General features: G+C 56.1%; 27 protein-coding genes. 12 read left to right on the top strand and 15 right to left on the bottom strand.

Translation table 11 applies throughout. The annotated features are described in order from the left end of the window. Positions 1 to 2: 2 nt before the first annotated feature. Genes NW829_RS01220 through hisH form a run of 3 tightly spaced genes read right to left on the bottom strand, consistent with a single transcriptional unit; the run spans position 3 to position 1346 of the window. Positions 3 to 209: a pentapeptide repeat-containing protein gene (locus tag NW829_RS01220; protein ID WP_414343413.1), complete on the bottom strand. Its 207-nt coding sequence runs from the start codon at positions 207 to 209 to the stop codon at positions 3 to 5. Next, positions 210 to 683, bottom strand: coding sequence for an EVE domain-containing protein (locus NW829_RS01215; RefSeq protein ID WP_414343414.1), 474 nt, complete (start codon positions 681 to 683; stop codon positions 210 to 212). Positions 684 to 689: 6 nt separating this feature from the next. Next, positions 690 to 1346 (bottom strand): imidazole glycerol phosphate synthase subunit HisH, encoded by a 657-nt coding sequence (gene hisH, locus NW829_RS01210; protein WP_414416262.1) that lies wholly within the window; start codon positions 1344 to 1346, stop codon positions 690 to 692. Between the two features lie 68 nt (positions 1347 to 1414). Here hisH and hemW point away from each other — a divergent pair, with 68 nt between their 5' ends. Beyond that, a complete protein-coding gene (gene hemW / locus NW829_RS01205; protein WP_414413470.1) occupies positions 1415 to 2632 on the top strand; it encodes a radical SAM family heme chaperone HemW in 1218 nt (405 codons plus the stop codon). Between the two features lie 187 nt (positions 2633 to 2819). Here the strand turns inward: hemW and NW829_RS01200 are convergent, their stop codons facing one another. Then, entirely contained in the window at positions 2820 to 3311 is a 492-nt protein-coding gene (locus NW829_RS01200; RefSeq protein ID WP_011432526.1) for a YajQ family cyclic di-GMP-binding protein, read from the bottom strand. A 117-nt stretch (positions 3312 to 3428) separates the two neighbouring features. Here NW829_RS01200 and NW829_RS01195 point away from each other — a divergent pair, with 117 nt between their 5' ends. Next, complete coding sequence (locus NW829_RS01195) at positions 3429 to 4265, top strand: SDR family oxidoreductase (protein ID WP_414416261.1); 837 nt, start codon at positions 3429 to 3431, stop codon at positions 4263 to 4265. 128 nt (positions 4266 to 4393) lie between these two features. Next, positions 4394 to 4759, top strand: coding sequence for an FHA domain-containing protein (locus NW829_RS01190; protein WP_011432528.1), 366 nt, complete (start codon positions 4394 to 4396; stop codon positions 4757 to 4759). On the opposite strand, the gene NW829_RS01185 is transcribed toward NW829_RS01190, so the two are convergent. Then, positions 4746 to 6014 carry a lipopolysaccharide biosynthesis protein gene (locus NW829_RS01185; RefSeq protein ID WP_414413472.1) on the bottom strand — a complete coding sequence of 423 codons (1269 nt, stop codon included), beginning with the start codon at positions 6012 to 6014 and terminating at the stop codon, positions 4746 to 4748. The genes NW829_RS01190 and NW829_RS01185 overlap by 14 nt on opposite strands. A gap of 47 nt (positions 6015 to 6061) precedes the next feature. Here NW829_RS01185 and mrdA point away from each other — a divergent pair, with 47 nt between their 5' ends. The 5 genes from mrdA to NW829_RS01160 all read left to right on the top strand — a co-directional run bounded on the left by mrdA (position 6062) and on the right by NW829_RS01160 (position 11679). After that, positions 6062 to 8041, top strand: coding sequence for a penicillin-binding protein 2 (mrdA, locus tag NW829_RS01180; RefSeq protein ID WP_414416260.1), 1980 nt, complete (start codon positions 6062 to 6064; stop codon positions 8039 to 8041). A 315-nt stretch (positions 8042 to 8356) separates the two neighbouring features. Further along, entirely contained in the window at positions 8357 to 8662 is a 306-nt protein-coding gene (locus NW829_RS01175) for an HU family DNA-binding protein (protein WP_414332065.1), read from the top strand. Between the two features lie 35 nt (positions 8663 to 8697). Next, complete coding sequence (gene cobD, locus NW829_RS01170; RefSeq protein ID WP_414416259.1) at positions 8698 to 9831, top strand: threonine-phosphate decarboxylase CobD; 1134 nt, start codon at positions 8698 to 8700, stop codon at positions 9829 to 9831. A 25-nt stretch (positions 9832 to 9856) separates the two neighbouring features. Further along, positions 9857 to 10516, top strand: a complete 660-nt coding sequence (locus NW829_RS01165) for a hypothetical protein (protein WP_414416258.1) — start codon at positions 9857 to 9859, stop codon at positions 10514 to 10516. A 281-nt stretch (positions 10517 to 10797) separates the two neighbouring features. Continuing rightward, positions 10798 to 11679 carry a hypothetical protein gene (locus NW829_RS01160; RefSeq protein ID WP_414416257.1) on the top strand — a complete coding sequence of 294 codons (882 nt, stop codon included), beginning with the start codon at positions 10798 to 10800 and terminating at the stop codon, positions 11677 to 11679. 454 nt (positions 11680 to 12133) lie between these two features. Here NW829_RS01160 and NW829_RS01155 read toward each other — a convergent pair whose 3' ends face one another. Together NW829_RS01155 and purN are read right to left on the bottom strand one after the other, a co-directional pair. After that, entirely contained in the window at positions 12134 to 12937 is an 804-nt protein-coding gene (locus tag NW829_RS01155) for a PIN domain-containing protein (protein WP_414416256.1), read from the bottom strand. A 26-nt stretch (positions 12938 to 12963) separates the two neighbouring features. Further along, complete coding sequence (gene purN, locus NW829_RS01150) at positions 12964 to 13626, bottom strand: phosphoribosylglycinamide formyltransferase (protein ID WP_414413075.1); 663 nt, start codon at positions 13624 to 13626, stop codon at positions 12964 to 12966. 80 nt (positions 13627 to 13706) lie between these two features. On the opposite strand from purN, the gene NW829_RS01145 reads away from it, so the two are divergent. The 4 genes from NW829_RS01145 (at position 13707) to NW829_RS01130 (ending at position 15739) form a co-directional block, all read left to right on the top strand. Further along, positions 13707 to 13970: a hypothetical protein gene (locus NW829_RS01145; protein ID WP_414343434.1), complete on the top strand. Its 264-nt coding sequence runs from the start codon at positions 13707 to 13709 to the stop codon at positions 13968 to 13970. Positions 13971 to 14052: 82 nt separating this feature from the next. Beyond that, the gene (locus NW829_RS01140) at positions 14053 to 14505 is read left to right on the top strand and encodes a hypothetical protein (RefSeq protein ID WP_414343436.1); all 453 of its coding nucleotides are present in this window, start codon (positions 14053 to 14055) and stop codon (positions 14503 to 14505) included. A 17-nt stretch (positions 14506 to 14522) separates the two neighbouring features. Beyond that, positions 14523 to 15101, top strand: coding sequence for a leucyl/phenylalanyl-tRNA--protein transferase (aat, locus tag NW829_RS01135; RefSeq protein ID WP_414416268.1), 579 nt, complete (start codon positions 14523 to 14525; stop codon positions 15099 to 15101). Between the two features lie 137 nt (positions 15102 to 15238). Beyond that, positions 15239 to 15739 carry a low molecular weight protein-tyrosine-phosphatase gene (locus tag NW829_RS01130; protein WP_011432541.1) on the top strand — a complete coding sequence of 167 codons (501 nt, stop codon included), beginning with the start codon at positions 15239 to 15241 and terminating at the stop codon, positions 15737 to 15739. A gap of 354 nt (positions 15740 to 16093) precedes the next feature. On the opposite strand, the gene NW829_RS01125 is transcribed toward NW829_RS01130, so the two are convergent. The 8 genes from NW829_RS01125 to NW829_RS01090 form a co-directional block, all read right to left on the bottom strand. Further along, positions 16094 to 16366 (bottom strand): hypothetical protein, encoded by a 273-nt coding sequence (locus NW829_RS01125; RefSeq protein WP_414347213.1) that lies wholly within the window; start codon positions 16364 to 16366, stop codon positions 16094 to 16096. A 47-nt stretch (positions 16367 to 16413) separates the two neighbouring features. After that, positions 16414 to 16530: a HepT-like ribonuclease domain-containing protein gene (locus NW829_RS01120; protein ID WP_414416255.1), complete on the bottom strand. Its 117-nt coding sequence runs from the start codon at positions 16528 to 16530 to the stop codon at positions 16414 to 16416. After that, positions 16515 to 16772, bottom strand: a complete 258-nt coding sequence (locus NW829_RS01115; protein WP_414416254.1) for a DUF86 domain-containing protein — start codon at positions 16770 to 16772, stop codon at positions 16515 to 16517. Before NW829_RS01115 ends, NW829_RS01120 begins: the two co-directional genes overlap by 16 nt. Next, positions 16762 to 17052, bottom strand: a complete 291-nt coding sequence (locus tag NW829_RS01110; RefSeq protein WP_414329506.1) for a nucleotidyltransferase family protein — start codon at positions 17050 to 17052, stop codon at positions 16762 to 16764. The genes NW829_RS01115 and NW829_RS01110 overlap by 11 nt, the downstream gene beginning before the upstream one ends. Positions 17053 to 17255: 203 nt before the next feature. After that, positions 17256 to 17591: a putative toxin-antitoxin system toxin component, PIN family gene (locus NW829_RS01105; protein ID WP_414329508.1), complete on the bottom strand. Its 336-nt coding sequence runs from the start codon at positions 17589 to 17591 to the stop codon at positions 17256 to 17258. Beyond that, positions 17581 to 17805: a hypothetical protein gene (locus NW829_RS01100; protein WP_414416253.1), complete on the bottom strand. Its 225-nt coding sequence runs from the start codon at positions 17803 to 17805 to the stop codon at positions 17581 to 17583. The genes NW829_RS01105 and NW829_RS01100 overlap by 11 nt, the downstream gene beginning before the upstream one ends. 462 nt (positions 17806 to 18267) lie before the next feature. After that, positions 18268 to 20451 (bottom strand): DEAD/DEAH box helicase, encoded by a 2184-nt coding sequence (locus NW829_RS01095; protein WP_414416252.1) that lies wholly within the window; start codon positions 20449 to 20451, stop codon positions 18268 to 18270. 435 nt (positions 20452 to 20886) lie between these two features. Continuing rightward, on the bottom strand, positions 20887 to 21140 hold a 254-nt coding region (locus NW829_RS01090), incomplete at its 5' end, for a hypothetical protein (protein ID WP_414416251.1).

Below are 21140 nucleotides of genomic sequence, written 5' to 3'. Positions count from 1 at the left end.
GGTCAGCGCCGAACAATGTCATCCCCTCCAAATTTTGGGTCGAACTCGGCGGGAAAGCGGGTGTTGGCACTGTAGATTGCCCCTTCCAGAAAAGCGCTCTTTAGGTTGTCCATCGACAGATTGGCCCCTCGCAAATCCGCCCCCGTTAGATCCGCCCCACTTAGGTCGGCGCCACGCAAATTGGCCCCACTCAGGTTGGCCTCGCCCATCTATAGAGGAGACTGCGTAGAAACTCCCGTCAGCGCCAGCAATCGTTTCGCCACCCCTTCGGCAACCGGCATGACCGACAGTCGCGTGCCCCGCCGTACTACTTCCAGCTCCTCTGGGGTGAAGGTGTCTCGCAATTCAGCCAAAGGGATCAATCGCCCAAAGGCTGAGACAAACCGCACTCGCACCGTATGCCAGCGGGGATCCTCGCGGGTAGATTTGGGATCATAGTAGGGGCTGGCAGGGTCGAATTGGCTGGGATCCACCACCTGGGTTTCCACGATCTCCATTAAGCCGGCTATGCCGGGAGGGTTGGCGTTGGAGTGGTAGAAAAAGGCGCGATCCCCCACCTGCATGGCTTTTAGATAGTTGCGGGCTTGGTAGTTGCGCACGCTATCCCAGAGGGTTTGGCCTTCCCGCTGCAGATCCCAGATGCTGTAAACGCTGGGCTCAGATTTCATCAGCCAGTAGTTCATGGGGCACTAAGCTCTGGGAGCAGATAAAAGGGAGCAACGGGCAGCAAACTCGACAAAGTTTTGCAACATCTGCAAGCCAACAGGGCCCGACTTTTCGGGGTGAAATTGGGTAGCAAACAAGGTGCCGCGGGCAATAGCGGCTACACAGGTTTGGCTGCCGTGTTGGGTGGTAGCAGCCACCCAGCTTGGGTCATTGGGCACTGCGTGGTAGGAGTGGACAAAGTAAACCCAGCTTTGATCCGGGATCCCTGCCCAAAGAGGCGATTGGGGTTGGGTAAGGTGCAACTGGTTCCAGCCCATGTGGGGGATACGCAAGCCCGGCTCCGGTCGAAAGCGCTGCACCCGTCCAGGCACAATGCTCAGCCCTGGCTCTGTTCCCTCTTCGCTGCTTTCGAACAAAACTTGCAGCCCAAGGCAAATGCCTAAAAAAGGCTGTTGCCGCTCCACAGCTTCCCGGATCGCTTTCCCAAAGCCCCGCGCCCGCAGCTGCTGCATGGCTGGGTCAAAGGCCCCATCGCCGGGCAGGACAATGCCGTCAAAAGCCGCTAGTCCAGTTGGCTCTGTTACTAGCTGCACCTCAGCTCCGGCCCGCTCCAGCCCTTTGCAAGCCGAATGCAGATTTCCCGCCTCATAGTCGATCACCGCCAGGCGCACAGCTCCCATGGGATCCCTCCTCGTGAGGAGTTTCGGAGTCTATCAGTATAGTGGTTCTATCCCGTTTGAGCTGACCCATGGCTGTGGCAACGGCTTTGCACAATCCCACTCCGACCGATACTGCTCTGCAATGCTGCCGCGACCAGGTTGATTGGCCTGAAGCAGCTTACCTGCACATCCCTTTTTGTCGGCAACGCTGCCACTACTGTGATTTTGCCACCGGCCTGGGCACCCGCAAGTTGATGGAAACCTACGTGCAGATGCTCTGCCGAGAGATCGGCAGCTCCTACCGCTACCGCCATCTGGCCGGGGATCCCAGACCGTTGACCAGCATTTTTTTCGGGGGTGGCACCCCTTCTCTGCTGACGGTGGAGCAACTGGGGCGGATCTTGACTCAATTGAGGGAGAGGATCCCGTTTCATCCCGACTGCGAGATTTCTCTGGAGGCCAACCCCGGCACCCTGACGCGGGAGCAGTTGGCGGGCTACCGGGAGCTGGGGGTCAACCGCATCAGCCTAGGGGTACAGGCATTTCAGCCAGAGCTGCTGGCCGCTTGTGGTCGCCTGCATGGAGTGGAGGAAGTTTACGAAGCCGTGGCCGACTTGCAGGCGGCGGGCTTTGAGAATTTCAACCTGGATTTGATCTTTGGGCTGCCCTACCAGACTTTGGAACACTGGCAGCAGTCTCTACGAGCTGTTCTTGAGATTAACCCCACCCATGTCTCCGTCTATGATCTGACGATTGAACCGGGAACCCGCTTTGGTCGGATGTACCGACCGGGAGCAGCACCTTTGCCCAGCGAGGAAACCACAGTTGCCATGTACCTAATGGCGCGGGAGCTGCTCACCGAAGCGGGCTACATCCACTACGAAATCTCCAATTTTGCCCGCCCCGGCTACGCCTGTCGCCACAACCGAGTGTACTGGGAAAATCGCCCTTACTTTGGCTTTGGCATGGGATCCGTCGGCTACGAGGGGGGACGGCGCATTCAGCAGCCCAAAACCCTTTACCACTACTTCGAGCAGGTGAAAGTCGGAGTCCACCCTCTCCCTCCTGAAGCATCCCCAGAGGAAGTTTGGATGGATACTTTGATGTTGGGGTTGCGTCTAAAGGAAGGTCTGGATTTGTGCCATTTACAGGAGCGTTTTGGCCACCCAAAGGTCGAGCAAGCTTTGGAGAGGCTGGATCCCTATTTTGAGAAGGGATGGGCCAGTTGTGAGGCAGGCCGGCTACGGCTGATTCCGCCCGATGGCTGGCTATTTTCCAATGAGATTCTCAGAGACTTGCTGGCTTGATTCCGACGGTTACTTTCACAAGATTTCTCACCAGAGCCCCCTATCCCAATTGGCCGAAAACTCAAGCTTTGAGGAGCGTAGGCCATCACCATTTCCAGCAGCCATTAAACCCAACATTTCACAGATCCTGAGATCTCTAATCTTGCAAGAGGGGTTGAGGGGAAAGATACGGAAGCCCAGAGGATCCCTATCGATAGTTGACAAATTGCAGCGCCACCGGGTAGTCCTGCTGCCTAAGCATTTGAATGACCGCCTGTAGCTCGTCTTTATCCTTGCCGGAAACGCGCACCAGATCCCCTTGAATGGCAGGCTGCACTTTCTTAAAGTTGTCGCGGATTTGCTTGGCGATCTGTTTGGCCAGTGTGGCATCAATGCCCTTTTTCAGGTGAACCACCTGGCGCACTCGGTTGCCGCCGGCGCTCTCTGGGGGTTGAAAGTCGAAGATCTTCAGGGATAGACCCCGCTTGGCCGCTTTGGTAAGAAGCAGATCCCGAATGGAGTTGAGGGCCATGTCGTTGGCGGTGGTGATGGTCAGGGATCCCTCCTCCAGCTCAATTTCCGTCTGAGTATCCTTGAGGTCGTAGCGCTGTTTGATCTCCCGCCGGGCTTGATCTACAGCGTTCACCAGTTCCTGCCGATCGAAATCGCTGACGATGTCAAATGAGTAGGTAGAGGCCATACACCCTATCTTCGCTATTGTTCAGTATCTTAAGCCCTCAGCCAAGCAGGGATCCCTAACTCTCGGAGAAGCTACAACAGGTAGAGGGATCCCAGTCCAGATTTACGGAGAAGCAAGATGGCCGATGTTGTTTTAATTACAGGCGCTTCTGAAGGCATCGGCAGAGCTACTGCCTTTACCTTTGCCCGTGGGGGTTACCGATTGGCGCTGGCTGCCCGCACTGCCGAAACCCTGAAGCAAACGGCCATCGACCTAGAGCAAAGCCTCAACGCCGAGGTCTTGGCCGTTCCCACCGATGTCACGCAGCCAGAACAGGTGCAAAACCTGGTGGAGAGAACTCTGGAACGCTATGGCCGCATCGATTGCCTGATCAACAACGCCGGCATCTGCATGAGTGGCCCTTTTTTGCAAACTACCCTGGAACACTGGCAGGCTTTGATGGCGGTCAACTTTTGGGGCTACCTCCACACCATCCGAGCCGTGCTCCCCGACATGTTGAAGCGCAAAAAAGGCCAGATCATCAACGTGGGATCCATTGGCGGCAAAATGCCCCTGCCCCAGATGAGCGCCTATTGTGCCAGCAAGTACGCGGTCAGTGGGCTGACAGAAGCGCTGCGTCTGGAACTGCAACCCCAAGGGATCCAGGTAATTGGCGTCCATCCGGGCATCGTCAGCAGCAATTTCCTCAAGCGAGCCATTTTTCTGGATGAGGTGGGGCCAGCGTCCTCTCCCGACAGCCAAGCCCAAACCTCAGGTGGCAAAGCCCGTGAGCAAATGCAACAGGCGCTGGAGAGTTTTTGGGTCAGCCAGCCGGAAGAAGTTGCCGAAGCCATTTGGGATGCCGCTCGCCAGTCCAAGTCAGAGGTGGTGGTGGGCATGGCCCAATGGGCGGTAGGAGCTTACACCCTCTTCCCCGGATGGGTCGGCTCATTGCTCCAGAATGTTCCTCGCTAGCCCACTGGATCGGTCGAGAGTTCTGGGGCGCTGGATGAGCGATTCTGCAGACCCAGCGATAGCAGGAAGAAGGCTAAACTTCGGTATAGTTTGAGGTACGGTTAAACACTGGTATTGACAGCGGAAGTATGGTTGAATCTGTGCCTTCTCCTTCCGGTACCCACCAGCACATCTTGATCGTGGAAGACCGAGATGGCCGCCGTACCCAGGTGCTGGGATCCGCCAAATACTTCATCGGTCGGGACTTGGCGAACGACATCTGTCTCAACTCTCAGTATGCCTCCCGCTACCACGCCATGCTGCTGCGGATTCCCGCCGAGCGAGAGGGAGAATATTGCTACCGCATTTTGGATGGGGATCTGGAAGGTCGCCCCAGCACCAATGGCTTGTTGATCAACGGCCAGAAATTGACCACCCACCAGCTCAAGTCGGGGGATGTGATCACCTTTGGCCCCGATGCCAAAGCCACCTACAAAATCGTTAAGGCGCCCTAGGCCCAGCTCTCTGCAGAGAGCGCAGCTGCCCCCGAATCAACAGCAGCAAGGCCAGCACCAAGGCCATCTCCGACAGCAAGGTTGCCAGGGCCGCCCCCTGCCAACCCCACCTTGGGATCCAAACCGCATTCAAAAGCCCATTCAGCCCCAGAGCCATCAGTTGCAGACGGCTGCGGGGCTTTTGCAACCCTGCCCCGGTGAGCAGGTGAGACAGCAAAAGGTGGATCCCCTCTAGCAAAATGACCGGGCTGAGCCAGCGCAGGATGAGGGCCGTTTCCCGGTAAGCCGATCCCAACACCCAGGGGATCCCGTAGGATCCCAGCGCCAGCCCCAGGGCGGCCAAACTGCCGTAGCCCACCACCCAAGGGGAAAGGTGACAGGCGTAGCGCCAGCCTTGCGGAAGGCCCTTCTGCCCTTGGCGGCACAGCTCGGCAAAATGGCTGGTGAGCAGGGCGATCATCGGCGTTTGCGAGAAGTTGATCACCCGATAGGCAGCGCTGTAAAGACCCCCCGCCGCTGCTGAGGCCAAACGGGGCAAGAGCAGCTTATCCAAATCGGTGAAGGTTTTCACCGCGGCCAGCCCCACCGCAAAGTCCCAGCCCGCTATCAGCCGTTCCCGCAGATCTCGCCAGCTCAGGGCCAAGGGGGGAGAAGGCTCGCTCCACCGCCCCATCCCCCTCGCGATCAGCAGCAGCACGACCAACACCATCAGGCCGTACAGAACAGCCCATTGCACCAGGGATCCCCAGCCTAAGGCCACCGCCAACAACACTGCCCCCAATCGCCCCAGCGCCATGCCCGTGTCGATGAGGGCTACCCCAGCAGCCTGCTCTCTCCCGATCAGGATCCCCCTGTACACCTCTGGCACCGCGATGAACAGCAGATCGCTCAAGAGCAATACCCCCACCACCGCTGCTGGCGTCCCAGCCAGCCAAACGCTCAAGAGGGGCCACAACACCAGCGCCATCCCCCCACAGCCCAATCCCGCCAACCATAAGCTGGGGCCAATCCCCTGGGTGCAAGTCGGGGATCCCTGCCGGCTGAGGCGCTGGATCAGCAGTTCCGATTGGCCCAAATAGCCAAACGGGGCGGCCAGGTTGCTGCAGGCCAAGATGGCAGAGAAAACCCCGAAGGCTTCCGGCCCCAACAGCCGCGCCAAGAGGATGAAATAGGCCCCGGACAACCCCAGGCGCAGGCCATTGCCCACCATCAGCCAGGCAGCCTGGCGTAGCCGCTGTTGTTCTGCTCTATCCACGCTGCCACTCCTGGACGAGGCTTGCCGCAGCCAGGGATACTGGATGGATGCTGAGACTGCCTGCCCGAGAGCGGGCATCTCCTCTCGATTTTGGGTGTATCGGTTGCAATTCTTCTGGCAATTTCATGGCCAAACTCTACCCCGTCAGCAACGCCGCGCGAAGCCCCCACACCTTGGCAGGACGGGATCCGCAAGCCCTGTTCTCCCCCCATTCCAGACCGCCTGCCCCCCGCCGGGTACTTCCCCCACCCCCGCCGGACGGCGGTAGCCCTCGCTGGCTGGGATCCCTGCCGACCAAAACGGTGGGGCAAGGCTATCGGGCCGTTGTCTTGCTCTTGCTGGCCAGCCTGCTGCTGTTCGGAGGGCTAGGATCCCGTCTGGCCTACCTGCAGTTGGCGCGCACCCAGTATTACCGCCAGTTGGCCGATACCAACCGCATTCGCCTGCTGCCCCAGCCGCCAGAACGCGGGCGCATTGTGGATCGCAACGGTGTATTGCTGGCGGGCAGCCGATTGTCCCACTCGGTCTTCCTCTGGCCTCTGGTGCAGTCTCGGCAGCGCTGGCAGGAGATGATCCCCAAGTTGGCAGACTACTTGAACATGGCCCCTGAGGAGATCGCCCAAAAGCTAGAACAGGCTGGATATCGTTCCCCTTTTCCCGTGCGCATCCTGCGCAACGCCAGCCCCCAGGTGGTCATTCAACTGGAGGAGATGAGCCGCGAGCTGCCGGGGGTGATGGTGGAGGCGGAGACGGTGCGGTTTTATCCCCACGGCGACTTGGCCGCTCATCTGCTGGGCTACACCGGCGAGATCTCGCAGGAACAACTGCGGGCGGATCCCAGCTATCGCCTGGGGGATATCGTTGGCCTGATGGGAGTGGAGGAATTGTTCGAGAACCATCTGCGCGGCCAATGGGGCGGGCGACAGGTGGAGGTGGACGCCATGGGAGAGGTGCTGCGGGTGCTGGGGGAACATGCGCCCCAACCGGGCAACACCCTGCAGCTCACTTTGGATGTGCGGCTGCAGCAGGCGGCAGAGCGAGCCCTCGGCCAGCAAAAAGGAGCGGTGATCGCCATGGATCCCAGCGATGGGTCGATCCTAGCCATGGCCAGCTATCCCACCTTTGATCCCAACCTCTTTTCCAGCCGCATCACCCAAGCCCAGTGGGAGAGCCTGCAGCAGCAGGATTTTCCCTTCCTCAACCGCGGCCTGCGGCCCTATCCCCCCGCCAGCACCTACAAAATCATCACCACCGCTGCCGGGATTGAGTCGGGAGCCTTTCCCCCGAATACGGTGCTGCAGACCGGCCCCTACATCCAGGTGGGAGGGTGGCGCTTTTGGGACTGGAACCGGGCCGGCTTCGGGCGGCTGAACTACCGGCAGGCGATGGCCTACAGCAGCGACACCTTTTTCTACCAAATCGCCCTCGGCACCAAGGCTGCCCCCTTGCAAGAATGGTCGCGCCGCTTTGGGTTGGGACAACTGACCGGGATTGGCCTCAAAGGGGAGGCTGCTGGCCTGGTGCCGGATGCTGAGTGGAAGCAGCGCCACTGGCGCGAGCCCTGGTATGTGGGCGACACGGTCAACATGTCCATCGGCCAGGGATTTATTACCGCTACGCCGCTGCAAATGGCGGTGGTAACGGCGGCAGTGGCCAATGGGGGCTGGCGGGTGCGCCCCTTGCTCTCGCACCAGGTGATCCCGGAAAGCCCTGTGCCGCTGCGCCAAAAGGTAGGTCTTTCCCCTGCCACGCTGGAGATCCTGCAGCAGGGGCTGCGAGATGTCGTGGTTTACGGCACCGGCGGCAACGCCAACCTGGGGCCAGGATTTCCCCCAACGGCTGGTAAAACCGGCACCGCAGAGGATCCGCCGCGGCGATCCCACGCTTGGTATGTTGGCTATGCTCCCTACGACCGGCCCGAATTGGTGGTCGTGGTCTTTCTGGAAAACAGCGGCGGTGGGGGTGGATCACGGGCCGCTCCCATCTTTCGAGAGGTGATGCGGGCCTACTTCCGACCCGAGTCGTGAGCCCTAGCTTTCTGTCGGATCCGAGCCAACTGGGTATATGCAGTCTCTTGTCTCCCAGAAAATTGCGTTAAGATCCCCTAAAACCCCTTGCCCAGCAGGCTTCTGCCCTAACTTAGCTGTAGAATATGTCAGTGATTTGGAGCTCAACTGCCACAATCCTGCCATTCGCGCCAGTGGCGCCTTGGCGCATTGCAGGGCAAGCCCCGCTCCCACACACTGAGAACACTCTGGGCCGTGGCCGCTCTGCAACGCCTGAGCGAATCCGCGATCCAGGGAACGCTCTAACTTTATTGCCTAACTCAAAAGGAGATCAGGATGAACAAGGCAGAACTTGTTGATGCCGTCGCTCATCGCGCCAATGTAACCAAAAAAGAAGCGGAGGCTGTCATTTCCGCCGCACTGGAGATCATTGTCGAAGAGGTCGCATCCCGCGATGAAAACGGTGAACCCAAGGGGAAGGTGACCCTGGTGGGCTTCGGCTCCTTTGAGGCTCGCAAGCGCAAAGAGCGGGAAGGTCGCAACCCGAAAACCAACCAAAAAATGGTGATCCCAGAGAGCATCGTCCCCACTTTTACGGCGGGCAAGTCATTCCGCGAAGCAGTAGCAGGGGGGAAATCTTAATTTTGCCGGGTTGGGACTCGGCTGCTGGGTAGGGCGTGGAGCAGCCTCGACATGGTGGCAATTGGGCTTGGGGAGCAGCAATCGCTGGCTGCTCTCCCCAGGAGATTCTGGATTTTTCGGCCAGCTTGAATCCGCTGGGCCCACCGGAATCGGTCTTGCAAGCTCTGACTCAGGCGCTGTCTGCAGCAGACCCGGTTGTAATCAGCCGCTACCCGGATCCCGACTATCGGGACTTGCGCATCTGTTTGGCCAACCATTGGGCCGTCGATCCTGAGTGGATCTTTGTGGGCAATGGGGCAGCGGAGTTGCTCACCTGGGCAGCCCGGGATGCGCAAGGGCGGGAGGTATGGCTGCCCCAGCCTGCTTTTGGGGATTATGCGCGGGCTCTGCGGGCAGCAGGGGTAACCATCAAGCCGCTGCCTTTTTTCCCCGGCCAGGGATCCGCCGGTTTTACCCTTCTGCAGGAACCCCTTCCGGTGGCAGGCAAGGGAAACCGGGTGCTCTGGCTGAACAACCCTCATAACCCGACGGGCCAGCTGATCCCGCAGCAAGATATCCTGCCTCTCCTGCCCCAGTTCGACCGGGTGGTGGTGGACGAGGCTTTTATGGACTTTTTGCCGGGGGAGCCCACCCTGAGCTTAAACTCCAGCCCGTCGGCAATGCCCCGCAGCCAAACCTTGATCCCCCACCTGGCGGCTCACCCCAACACCATCGTCATCCGTTCCCTCACCAAGTTCTTCACACTGCCCGGCTTGCGCATTGGCTTTGCGGTGGGGCACCCGGATCACTGGCAGCGCTGGCGACAGTGGCGGGATCCCTGGAGCGTCAACGGATTGGCGGGAGTGGCAGTGGCGGCAGCTTTGGCCGATGAGGACTTCCGCCGGCGCACCTTGGCCTGGCTACCCGTGGCCCGAGAGCATTTGTTCAGGGGTTTGCAAGCACTGCCCGGCTGGGATCCCTGGCCTGGTCAAGCCAATTTTGTGTTGGTGCGCTGCCCTGGCTCTGCCACGCAAATTCAGCGGGCGCTGCTGCAGCGGCACCGGATTCTGGTGCGGGATTGCCTGAGTTTTCCCGAGCTGGGAGATCGCTACCTGCGCATTGGCCTGCGCACCTTGGCGGAGCAGGAGCAGTTGTTATCGGCCTGCCGGGAGATCCTGGAGAATAGCTAGGGATTTTTCTGCGGGAGAAATTCTCATGCCCGAAGCTACCGCCTTTTGGCCGGAATGCGATGCTCCTCTTGTGCGGGGGGTAGCCCACTACAGCGATCTGGAGTTGCTGCGGGCCTTTCAACGGCAGCCGGAGGTGGCGCGCTACTTCATCGGCCTGTTTTGCCGCTACTGCCAGTGGGTGGACGGGATCCTTGCCGAACATCTGCCGCCCGAGCAGTGGGCTGCCTATCGAGAGCAGGTTTGGTTGCGGCTTTACCTGCGCCTACAGCGCCTAGATGTCCACAGCCTTGTGGAAGAAGCGGCTGGCGAAGGGGATCCTGTGCTGCGACCCTGGCTGGCGGAGCAAACCCGTGAGCTGATTCAATCCCTTGACGGGATCCCCACCCACCCTCAAGCTTCTTGCAGTCTCGACTCCACCAGAGGCGGGGCGAAGTCCTCTCTTTCACCGGCACTGGCCTGTTATTTGACTGCTGGTTTGGATACCTTGCCGGGGGATCTGCGCTTCATTCTGCTGCTGCGGGATCGCTTTGGCTGGCCACCGGTTCGCATTGCCGACCAACTCAAGGCTGACGGATATTACCTCGCCCCAGAAGACGTGGATGCCATCGTTGCCTCTGCCCGCCAGATCTTGCTTCAGAACCTACCGACAGATGTGCGTGCCCTTTATCTGGAGGCAAAGCCCTAGAAGACTGCCATAGCCCTGTGGCATGGTGGTTTATGGCAAGTATGGGGCGCTGGCAATCCTTGTTCCCAAGGTGGGTTCTCCTGTTAGGCTGTTTCCGGCTGTAACAGTGGATCGGCATTGTTTGCTCTCCGACTTTACATCAAGTTGAGTGTGGGCTGTCTATGAGTCCTTCTCCGCTTCCCCCAGACCCTACCCAACCCCTGTCTCCGGCACAGCAGTCCCATTCACATCCAGTTCCTCAACTTGCTCTTCAGGAGGCGCTGAGCCATCTGCATTTGGATGTGCTGAAAGAACTGGAGCGATTCCGCCTCTGGCAGCGTTTGCAGCGCATGGACTCTGTCCCGCCCCCACGAGCAGGTCAGCTTGGGAATACCAGCTCTGTACAGCGCCCTTCACCTGTGCTCATTCAAGAGGTGGTGGAAGACTTGGAAGAGGAAGAGATGCCGCGGCCCTCCGGGGCCTTTTCGCCCCTCTGGGTCTTGCTGCTGTGGGTGCTTTCCTGCGCGGGGATTGGCTTTGGGGTGCGCTGGCTGATCTGGCCGGAAGAACTGTCCCTGCCCCAAAGTGCTGCCAGCAGGGCGGAAGAAGGGATCCCTGCCCAGGTGGATCTGGCCCAGTTGCCCCTGATCCCACTGGAACCGGTGGAAGGGCAGGTGGGAGAGGAGTTCTATTCCGGTGGCTTGGATCCCGGTCGGTTGTCCCTGGGCTTGGCGGCCACCCCAGACTGGAAGGACTTGCAGGTGGATCCCCTTCAAGACGTTCCCAACCTGCTGGACAGCCTGCAGACCGACTTGGCCTTGGCTTCCAAGGAACCCTCTCCCCCCAGCTTGCAAACGGTGGAGCAGTTGGCAGCCAGCCTGGAGCGCCCGTCCCAACCTTCATCGCCTACTTCTGCGGGATCCCAGAACGTGGTGCCCCTAAGCGACAACAGCGTAGACTCTCTGGGGCCGAACCGCGGCGAGGGAACCTTCTTGGTGCTCACTACCTACTCGGGAGATGAGAGCTTGGCACGTGCTCGAGAAGTTTCTGATGGGGCCTTTGTCAAAGATGTGAATGGCCAGAAGTTTGTGCAGTTGGCAGCATTTGAACAACTGGAATATGCCCGCTACCATGCGGAAACCCTGAAAAATAAGGGCTTTAACGTTACAATTGCTGAGCAGTAACTTTGGCCATCCCGTCACTGCTGACCTGCGCCAAAACCCAATTCATCCTGGTTGGCAGCAAACTTTGTATTTCAGGGATCCCATCTTGGGAGAAGAGCTGGAGTCGATCCCATTGTAGTCATTTCAAGTTAGGTTAAGACGCTTCCCAGCTGCTCAGCGGTGCCGCCCAAGCCTTCCACGCCGCTTCCGCGACCACCCCCAGGCAATGCGACGGAACAGTTTCATTCCTCATTACGGTCGTTTCATTCCAACTAGGACACTGCACTCACACCTAAAACAACACTAAAACAAACGTTAAATGCACAGGGCCAGAGGGCTTTTCAAGGACTCCGTCCCGCTGGCGCGATCAGCAGCCCAGGAGTCTCACCCTAACCTGAAATAACTGAAACGACTATAAAATGACTGCGGCCGGCTGAAGACCGGAAAGGGTCTTAAGTTGGTTCGGAATAACTGGCTATAGATCCCGAATCCAAGGGATCCGAGAGAGAGGTAGCCGCTGCCAGATCCCTTCACTTCCTTCTGGATCGAGCAGGCGCCAGGCCAGCAACCCGGCTGCCGAGAAGAAAACCAGAGCCAGCAACACCGCAAGGGCATTCTGTAGGCTTTTCAAAAAGGGCCAGAGGCGGGCTGTGCTCGGCCCCACCTGAGCAGCTCCAGACCGCTGCCGCGCCTGGGCGGGGGGGTTCCCGGAAGCTGGAGAGGAACTCAAGGGACGGGCAGGTGGAGCGAGGGTAGAGGACGTCAACTGGGCGGCAGGAATGGGTGGCCCTGGTAACCGATTCAAAGCCATAACCACAGCCTGAGGGCGCTGCTGCTGACGCATCCACCGGTTCAGCTCTGCCAGAGAGATGGCACAGAGGTTGTTGAGACCCAGACCCTGAATTCGCCCCACCAAAGGCCGGTCGTTGCTGACCAAAACCACCAGCGTTCCCGGCTGCTGCTGGGCCAGGGCATAGGCGCATTCGGCAATCGCTTCTTCCAAGCGTACCCTCATGGACTGATCGCCGGCACCGGCGCCACCCACCAAGGCACGGGCTTCTGAGACGGCAAACCCCAGGCTGGGCCAGTGGCGCAAAAACTCGCGGGCTGTCGATTCTTCCTGGGGATCAATAGCCTGCCGGGTCAGGCGTTCCAACTCGGCCATCACTGCCTGCGGCAGCACACACACCCCAAATCGAGCCCACTCCTGCCATAGAGCCAGACGACCGGCCAGGATCACCGGGCTATCGAAGACGAGGAGAGGCGGGATCTCGGCCATGGGATGCGCCAGCGTTGGACTTAACCTCAATTGTGCAGCTTCCCCGAAGACTTGGGTAGCAGGGATCCCTCTGCCAGGCAGAGGCGGATGGCCAGCGGGTAGAGGCGGTGCTCCTGGGCCTGGATGCGCCGGTAAAGGGATTCCACGGTATCTTCGGGCAGAACCGGCACGGCTGCTTGGGCCACGATGGGGCCACTGTCCATTTCCAGGGTGACCCGATGAACGGTGCAGCCGGCGATTTTCACACCGCACTTCAGGGCTTGTTCAACGGCACGCAGGCCCTTGAAACTGGGCAGCAGGCTGGGATGCAGGTTCAAGACGCGATCCGGGTAGGCAGACAACAACACCTGGGTAACCAGGCGCATCCACCCGGCCATGATCACCCATTCCACGTGATGCTGCCAGAGCACCTGGACAATGGCGGCGTCCAGATCTTCGCGACGGGGGTAGTCTCGGTGGTCGAGCAAGACGCAAGGGATCCCTCGCTTTTGGGCCCGCTGCCGCACATAAGCTTTGGGATTGTTGGTGATGACCACAGCAATCTGGGCCTGCAGTTCCCCAGCCTCAATGGCTTGAGCAATAGCTTCGAAATTGCTGCCATTGCCGGAAGCCAAAATGCCGAGGATCCCCGGTTGAGAGGGCACTGGGATCCCGTCGGGATCCGGCCAGAGTAAGCTGGGCGAGTTCATGAGCGTTTGGTGGGAAAGTCTGCAGCCCCGCTATTATGAACTATCCCACCGCAAGGGCGATCCCCAGGAGCAAGAGCAAGATGACCCCTGAGCAGGAAAGCTTGTCGATTCAAACCGCAGCCAGCCTGTCCCAAGGTTTGGAAGCTTTGAACCGAGTTGTTCAGAATCACGAGGTGTTGATTGCCGAAATTCGAGAAGGTCAAGCAATGCTGGGCCAGTATTTTCGAGAAGCCCTAGACCGCTTTGACGAGCGCACCCGCGCCATTGAGCGTAGACCCAGCCGATCCCAACAATTGAGGCCGGATCTTATGGACTCCGTCCCACTGTGGCGAGCGGCCACCTGATCTAGAGTGGGAAAGCATGGGCAGTGGGTGTGAGAGCATGGCTCCTTTGCAAGGACGACGCCGGCGGTTTTGGATCTGGAGCATGGTAGTCATCCTGTCCGGGTTTATGGGATCCCTGCTGGCGGGATCGGCCCAGAACCTGGGGGCACAAGCGCAGCAGAGCCTGACTCAAGCCCAACTGGAGCAGGCTCAATATGTGCGCAGTTGTGGCAGTTGCCATGTGGCGTTGCCCGCCCAAGTGTTGCCCACCGAAACCTGGCGACGGCTGCTGCAGGATCCCAACCACTATGGCCAGCAGATCCAGCCCCTGAGCGGTGTGGCTTTACAACTGGCCTGGGGCTATTTGCGGCCCAACTCCCGGCCCCTGCGACAAGGGGAACAGGTGCCCTATCGCTTGGCAGATTCCCGCTATTTCCGCGCTTTGCATCTGCAAGTGGAGTTTCCCACTCCTGTGCGGGTGAGCGGCTGTGTGGATTGCCACCCCAGGGCTAATGGGGGAGACTTTGCCAGTCTCTCTCCAGAATGGCAATCTTGAGGAGCGCAACTGAGGCGATGCAGGTGGATCTGGCCACCATTCTGGCAGGCTATGCCCAAGGCTACTTTCTGATGGCCGACGAAGAGACGGGATCCCTGGCCTGGTACGGCACCGACCGGCACGCGGTGATCCCCCTCGATGAGCGATTTCACTGCCCCCGTTCGTTGCGGCCCTTGGTGCGCAGCGGTCGCTTTCAGGTGCGGCTGAACTGCGCTTTTGAGCAGGTGGTAGAGGGCTGTGCCGCTCGTCCCCAAACCTGGATTAGCCCCGAGCTGAAGCAGATTTACGCAGCTCTGCACCGGTCTGGCTTTGCCCACAGCTTTGAAACCTGGCAGGGAGAGACCTTGGCAGGCGGGATCCTGGGTATTGCCCTTGGAGCGGCGTTTATCGGCGAGTCGATGTTCTACCGCATCCCCAACGGCTCGAAGGTGGCCTTGGTGAAGTTGGTGGAGCACTTACGGGAGCGGGGCTTTCGCCTCTTCGACGCTCAGTTGATGAACCCGCACCTGGCCCGTTTTGGTGCCTTTCTCATGGATGGACAAGAGTACCTGAAGCTATTGCAGCAGTGCCTGGGGATCCCTTGTCGGTTCAATTAAATCTGCAATGTTACGATAGCCGCCGGCAAAACATTGCAGCGGCTCTTGGTGGAAAATAGAAAGGGAATCCGTCCCGCTGTTGCAGGCGGATACATCCTGTGGTGGGCCCACACATGGGAGCCGATGGGGAGGTTGCCATGAGCCAAAAGCTTCTGTTTGTCTGTCTGGGTAACATCTGTCGCTCTCCCACTGCTGAGGGCATCACCAATCACCTTTTGCGCAGCAGCGGCCATAAGGAAGCAATTATCTGCGACTCAGCAGGTACGGCAGCCTATCACATCGGCAGCCCCCCAGATAGGCGCATGCAACAAGCAGCCCGATGCTATGGCCTAGAGCTACAAGGCAAGGCCCGCCAGATTCGACCTGCCGACCTGCGCGAGTTTGACCTGATCCTGGCTATGGATCGACAAAATTACCGCGACATTCTCAGCTTGGATCCCCAGGGAAAATATGCCGAGAAAGTGCGCCTGATGTGCAGCTATTGCCGCTCTCATTCTGACGAAGAAGTTCCGGATCCCTACTACGGGGGTGAGGCTGGATTCCATTACGTGATCGAGCTGCTCTGGGATGCCTGTAGCGGCTTGCTGGAATCCCTGGTTCCCGGGATCCAATGCCCACCGTTGCCCCCCCGTGCTTGAGAGCTTGTGTGTTTATTTATAGTCAATTCAAATGGCGATGAGACGGTAGCCAGTACAATAGCTCCGTTCGCGATAGTCATTCCGAATAAGTCTGGGACATTTGCCCTGCCTTCGATCTCTAACCGGCCAACACAAACATACCCCTTATCTGTCTCCCAAAGCAGACTAGGGGAACCTGGGATCCCCAAGTTGCTTTCCTGCAGTCTGAAACAACCATATATCCTGGCCCAGAGGGATCCTCATCTAACTTAATTGCCTCTATTTCCGATGCTGCTCCGGCAATTTGTCGGATTCATCCTCATCAGCGTTTTGTGCAGATTGGGATCCACATAACTCCAGACACCGCGCCTTTGCTTAGGTACGGGCTGAGAAGGGAACTTCCGGCTCCTCCGAGCCAACGATGTACGGGTCGTCTCCAAACGAAGTGTATTCGCTGTAGAGCTCGTCAGCAGTCATGCTGGGCCGCAAAGCCTCAATCAAAAACTCGTCGACGATACGCTTACAAGCGGCAATTGCGGCTTCGAGGGTCTCAAACTTTCCGTACTCGTACTCTTTATATTTCTCCACATAGTGGAAGTTGTCGGCAACCACCACAGTAAATGGGCGCGCTGGATCGGAGCCGGGCATGAGGTGAGGTCTAATGCTGCTGTTACTTCCGACATTATACATTTCTCTTAAGGGTTTATCAATTGTCGAAGAGAGGTTTCTAATAAAATAAGATCTTCTTGAATCGTTTGCCAGATGATGGACAAACTCACTTGAAAATACTCATGGATCACAATATTCCGCATTCCCCGCATTTCGTCCCATGGACCCGCATTTCGTCCCATGGAATTTCAGGATGCGAAGCCTCCACCTCTGGTGGAATGCCGCGAACTGCTTCACCAATAATTGCAAGATTATACAAAACTGCCCCAACTGTCTTTCGATCGACTTGAAATTCATCGAACATGATGTCTTTTATAAACTCTCGGATCTCTTCAATCGCAGCTAGCACGTCTCTTACTCTGTTCTGCCAATCTCTAGAAGGCACGAACCACCTCCCGGAGAACGGATTCTTGCAGATAGGGCTTGAGGGAGTCAGGCGTACCTAGATCAACCGGACTCTCTAAAATTTCCTCTAGATATCGTTTCAAGCGTACAAAAGTGAACAATCCAACTGGACGGTCAAACTCTACTAGCAGATCGATATCACTGTCTGTTTGCGCTTCATCCCTTGCTACTGAACCAAAGAGCATTAGAGACTTTACGCCAAAGTCCTTCAGAGTGTTCTGGTGATTTGCCAGTAATGTAAGGACTTCCTGTTTTTGCATTACCCAACCCGCAATGAAAAGAAAAGTCCATTAGGAATTATAGCTCACCTATTTCCTCTCAATTACGACTCAAACAAAGATTCATAACGCTTTGCAGGTCGCAGGCACAGTTGAGCCGAGGCACACCTTGCAGAGGACAGGGATCCCTGGGTTCCCGCAATGAGGGCATTTGAGCTTGCTCATCATCTTGTCTCTGGGTACATCTAACGGCACGCACATCTTGCCTTGCCATTAACAGCCAGTTCAAGAAACTTGTCGTCTTTGGGATCACGACACGTCGCCACGCGCTCTACAATCTCCACCAAGACGCCATCTCTAACAAAAGTGCTCAAGAACTCCATCCGTTCTTCCTCGGTTATATACCTTTCAAATCCTTTGCGCCGCAGGACATCGCTCAATTCTTCAACGGTCACACGTGAGATAAGCAATTTGCCTCTCTGTGTTGCCCTGTCAAAGACTTGACGAGTGACAGAACATCTCAACAGGAGCGCACTGATAACAACATTGGTATCAAAAACAAAGCATGGTTCATTCGACATTCAGCAGAGATTCCAGTATCTCAGGAGTTAAGCCACGCTCCTGTGCTTTTTGGCTGATTTCATCTATGACAACCTGAAGGGGACGCGGTGGTACGATGAGGTCGCGCAGCCAAAGGTTAAGTAACAACTGAAACTTTCTTGGCAGGTCAGCAGGAATTTGCCTGTAAAGTCTCGCTGTATCTGCATCCAGAGGAATGGTAATCACTGTGTTCATCTTTCCAACTCCTCGATGTTGGATATTATTACACTTGAGATTAAGTCGCGCTGGCTAACGGCTAAGCTCACCTGCTACTAACAGCTTTAGGAACTGCTCAGAACATAACACTGGGTCAGGTGCAGCGACTCGTTATGTTGTGTAGATTTTACACCGATTGCCTTTGCTACCTGGAGACCCCAGCGCCCCCTTACCAACAACCTTGACCAGGCACAACTCTGGCGCTGGCAACATAACGGTTGAACTCACCCGCCACCAGTATAGCTAAGCATACAAAGGTTGGCATGATATGGGTCGCTGGGCGTAGCCCCACATTGGTTTCCCAGAATCTTAAGGCGACAACCTTAACCTACCTAGCTATAGTTTTGGGTAATGACTAAAGTATAGCTTCAAGTCGGGTGCAGTGACTTGTTATGTTGCACTTACAATTGGTAGTAAATATTGATACGAGTTTCTAATTTGCTATTCAAAATCTTCATCATTAATCCTTTTCAATGAGGATTGATTGAATGCTTTAAAGGTTAGATTTGGGTACTGTTGCACAATAGCTCTCAATTCTTCAAAAACTGGGCTCGCACCCTCAACCCCAGTTACAACGCACCAGATACGCGCTCGTGTAAGTGCAACAAAGGCTTCGTTACGCTTCTGTAGTTCTGACTCTCCTCTCCAAGCTAATGGCTGGGTAGCACAATGAAATCTGCAAGCATAAACCTTCCACGCCTCATTGCCCTTGGCTCGGAAAATTGTTGAGATCGTGATGCAGTTATCCATGCGAAAGATATCCCGATTTGTATCAACACCTGCAATAACGCTTTGGATACCTCGACTTGAGAGTTTAGATTTTATTGCTTCAAAGTACTGCTGTTCTTTATCACCAGTGGGGCAAGTAATCAACAAGTCCCAAGGGTCGAAGCCTAACTTCAGATCTTCCTCCACTTGTTGAGCAATCCATTCCTGCTCTTCCAACTCATCCGAAAAAGTCTGGATGCGTAAAGGTGAGCCTAAAGCGTCCTTGTGAGGAAAATCATCACTGTCTATGGGGTGAGGGCTGTTTTTTGCCTCGCGCGTAACTGTGACTGTTTTGCCAGCTTTGACACTTGCATCTGAAAAATCTCCATCCAGAACAGTGTAACCTAGTTTTTCCCAATCCTCTTTGTTACTCACTCCTTGCAAACAACCCTCTTGTCGCAGTAAGCCCATGTTGATAGCGTGAGCAGCCATGAGAAGCATTTTAGGTGTTCGGTAGCATCGGTTTAAATTGTGTGCCTTGCGCAGTCCTCCTTCGTAGGTAGGGCTGGTTATGGTTCCATCAGGAAGTTTGTTCCCACCTAAATCTACTACTGGTGTTCCATCTGGATTAAGCCCAAAGATATGCAAAGGACGAGGTACCGTCAGGGTTCCAATCCCCTGTGCTTCGTCGTATGCCCAATAAAGTCGTTTTGGGTCAGATAAACTTTTATAAGCTAATCGATAGAAGGATGGGGGCAAATCCTGTCCTTCGTCTATCAAGATCGCATCAAAAAGTACAGGTATGTTCGGTACCCTTTTCTCCAGATCATCGCAAACATACTCAAAAGCCTCTGATGGAGAGCAGTTGCGCCCCATCCTCTCTCTTACATCCTTGACACTCAGAGGACATATTCCCGATTTTTGGGCTAAGTTACGGTAGAAACCGTTACGCTCTTTTGAACCCCAAGCATGTAGTACTTGTACATTGTGCCAGTTTGGCTCTACATCTCCTTCATCCTGCCGAACCATTTCACGATAGTAAAGACTGATTAAACCTATGATTTGGTCGTAAAGTGCCTGTGTAAAAAACACAAAAGCAATTTTCCAGTCAGGGTGCGCGGCATGGATTTTTGCGGCTCTCTTGGCAAATAGAACGGTTTTCCCTGTTCCTGCTAATCCTCTAACACGCTGAGGGCCATCTGGAACCTCAAAAGCTACCTTTTGCTGTTGATCGTCCAGAAAACGAAGGCGAGATTCCAGATAATGGATGACTCTTACAGGATTTTCGGGTGGTGTTCCTGTGGGTATGGCTCTAGGTTCTTGTCTTGGTAGCGAACCGCCCAGTAAAGCAACGATGTTTTGCCACTGTTCATCAGATAGAGGACGCTGTGGTTTTTCGCAAGCGCCCAACTGTAGTTTTTCTCGGAGAGTCGATGGCTTGAGATCCTCCTCCAGCAAAACAACGCCTTGGGTACAGGGCAAGTCAGAAAATCCCTTATCTTGCCATTCTTGCCCTTTAACAAAGGGTAACACCACTCTGTAGTGTGAGGTGACCAGTCCTCGTGTTTCTCTTCGTTCTGCGAGTTTCGCACTTATTGCAAGCATGCCATCCTCAGCTTGAAGCATAGGCAATTCCTCTTCCCTATGCCAATTAGTCATTTTCCACTGATGCCCTTCGATACTTTCAATGTTAGCGATACTGCACCCTTTACACTCAAATACCCACAATCCTAAATCTCTGTGCATAAAGATAACGTCAGGTTCTCTGGTGAGATTGCCTGTGCGTTTAAAAATTGGATACCTAAAGTAAGCTACGCATGGCTCATTCTGAAATGTCTTTTTGAGGCATTCCCAAAACTTTTTCTCTGCTGTGTTTGGGTTAAGTGGAGCATAGTTCTGGAACTTACCTTCTGACATGCTGTCTCCAAATGACTAAACTAAATCTATTTGACTAATAAGACAAGCAATATAACGGCTGAACTCACCCGCCGCCAGCAGTTTTGGGTATTTCTCGAATTTTAACATCAGGTCGGGTGCAGTGACTTGTTATGTTGTGTAAATTTTTCCACCGATCGGTTCAACTACCCACAGACGCCAGCGCCCCTTCACCAACAGCCTTGACAAGGCACAGCTCTGGCGCTGGCAACATAACGGCCGAACTCACCCGCCACCCCAAACCAAGGATCCCAATCAGTAATCTACCTCAAGGTCGGGTGCAGTGACTTGTTATGTTGGGTAACCCATCAGCCCCAAAAGCATCAGGATCCCCAGCCTCGTTTTGTCCAAGTGGTGCGGAATGGACCCCAACGGAAGATTTTTCTGAATCGCCAGCTCATAGAGTGTGTTGTCCTTTCATAATCGCTTGCCAATTTGGTAACCGAGCACGGCGCCTGCCACGAAACCCCAGAAACCCAAAACTAATGCACCGACGATTCCGAGTATTAATCCGCCAAGGATGCCGTGGGAAGAATCAAATTTCTTTGACGGAGATGTGGTCGATGACGGAGTACCACTAGGAGTAGCACGTCTGCCCGAATAGATAGTATTAAAATGGGAAGAATCAAATTTCTTTGACGGAGATGTGGTCGATGACGGAGTACCACTAG

Origin of the sequence: Synechococcus sp. R55.8 (genome assembly GCF_047461895.1) — a bacterium.
Classification (GTDB): domain Bacteria; phylum Cyanobacteriota; class Cyanobacteriia; order Thermostichales; family Thermostichaceae; genus Thermostichus.
Note: the sequence above shows the minus strand (reverse complement) of the source record. Positions and strands in the feature narration are given on the sequence as shown.